At 65.0% G+C, this 1,810-nt stretch carries 2 protein-coding genes; both read right to left on the minus strand.

Going from position 1 to position 1,810, the window contains the following annotated elements; translation table 11 throughout:
• Nucleotides 1-711, minus strand: a 711-nt coding sequence (locus J0A65_RS22890) for an NAD(P)/FAD-dependent oxidoreductase (RefSeq protein WP_206596608.1), incomplete at its 3' end; no start/stop codon positions are given.
• Between the two features lie 10 nt (nucleotides 712-721).
• Nucleotides 722-1,810, minus strand: a 1,089-nt coding sequence (locus J0A65_RS22895; RefSeq protein WP_206596609.1) for an FAD-dependent oxidoreductase, incomplete at its 5' end; no start/stop codon positions are given.

Here is a 1,810-nt window from a genome sequence, read left to right on the forward strand (position 1 = left end):
CAACTGCGCAGTGCGAATCGTGCCCTGACTGCCCTGCAGCAGCCAGCCGCCCTGCCCTTTACGTTGCAGACGCGTGATGGGCGACTCTTCCAGCAGCTCGACATTCTCCGGCAGCGAGTGCGCCAGCCCGGTAACCAGCGCCGCCGGCTGCATTAGGTAGCAACCCGGGGTGAAGATTGCGCGGCTGTAGTATGTATTGCCGAGCACCTGCGCCAGCTCGTCGCGCTCGACCAGGCGGAAGGTTTCGCCCAGATTCTTCAGCAACTGCTCGAAATGCGCCAGATACGCCAGACCACGCTGGCCCACAGCGCCCTGATACTTGCCGGCATGCGACCATTGGCAGTCGATGCCGTGACGCTCGATCAGCCCCTGTAGCTGGGCGATGGCGGCGCGATTGAGTGACAGCAAGCGCTGTTTGTGGGCCGGATCGGGATGCTCCAGAGCGAATTTGTGCGGCAGGTCGATGACGAAACCGGAGTTGCGTCCGGAAGCGCCCTGGGCGACACGCTGGGCGTCGACCAGGATGATGCGTTTGTCCGGCATCAGCTCGCCAAGGCGGCGCGCAGCAGCCAGGCCGGCGAAACCGGCGCCGATCACCACGTAATCGGCGCGTTGCTCACCATGCAGGCGCTTGCACGCGGGTTGCTGTGACAGTGCCGCGTACCAACCACAACTGCTGTCGTCATGGGGCAGATTGATTTGCTTGCTCATGCGTGCGCCCTCAGGCCACTGATCGTTGTGCGTTCTGGCAGCTCTGCAGCCAGCTGTTGCGTTGGGTCTGCGCCTGTCGCCCGAGCAGGACGAAGCCGCACACCACACCATCGGCATCGTAGAAGCCGGCGCTCAGCCCATCGGCGTTCGCTGTGCAGCGCCACTCTCCGGCGGTGCCGGGCGCCGGTGCCAACAGGCACAGCGGCGCAGCCGGGGTTTTCACCGTCACCGGCATCAGCGGATAGCTCACGGCCGTCGGCTGACCGAGCAAGGTTTTGCTCAGTGCGGCGATGCCCTGATTGATCGGCGCCAGGTAGGGCAGCAGTTGCCCATCGACCTCGATGCAGTCACCCAGGGCGTAGATGCCCGGCTGCGAGCTCTGCAGCTGGGAATCGACCTGAATCCCACGGCCCACGGCCAGCCCGGCACACTTGGCCAGGCTCAGGTTGGGCTGCAGACCGACGGCCGAGAGCACCAGATCGGCCTCCAGGCTTTCGCCATTGGCCAGGATCAGGCGGTAGCCCTGCTCCAGCGTATCGACGCGGCGCACGGTGTTCTGCAGGTGCCAGCTCACACCCAACGCTGCCAGCTCACGTTGCAGATGTTGCCCGGCTTCGGCCGGCAGCAGACGTTCCATCGGCCATTTACCGAGGCCGATGACGCTGACCTGAAAACCGCTGGCTGCCAGGGCGTTGGCGAACTCGCAGCCGATCAGCCCGTCGCCGAGAATCACCACGCGCCGGACACCGACCAGGCGCTCGCGGAAGCTGCGGTAGTCATGCAGGTTGTTGACACTGATCAGCGCGTCGCTGACCCCGTCGATGGGCAGACGAATCGGCGCGGCACCGCTGGCCAGCACCAGTTGCCCGTATTCCATCTCACCGATATTGGTGTGCAGACGTCGCGCCGAGGTGTCGATGCGCTCCACCGTGCAATGCGGGTAGACGCGAATTTTCAGGCGCTTCTCGATGGCCAGCGCAGACTCGCCAGCCAACGCGTCGGCGCTCTTGCCTTGCGCCAGACCGATGGACAGCGCCGGCTTGGAATACAGGTGACCGGATTCCTGGGTCAGCACGCGGATTTCCACCTCGGCATCGGC

The sequence above is a fragment of the Bowmanella yangjiangensis genome (assembly GCF_017255015.1).
Taxonomy (GTDB): domain Bacteria; phylum Pseudomonadota; class Gammaproteobacteria; order Enterobacterales; family Alteromonadaceae; genus Bowmanella; species Bowmanella yangjiangensis.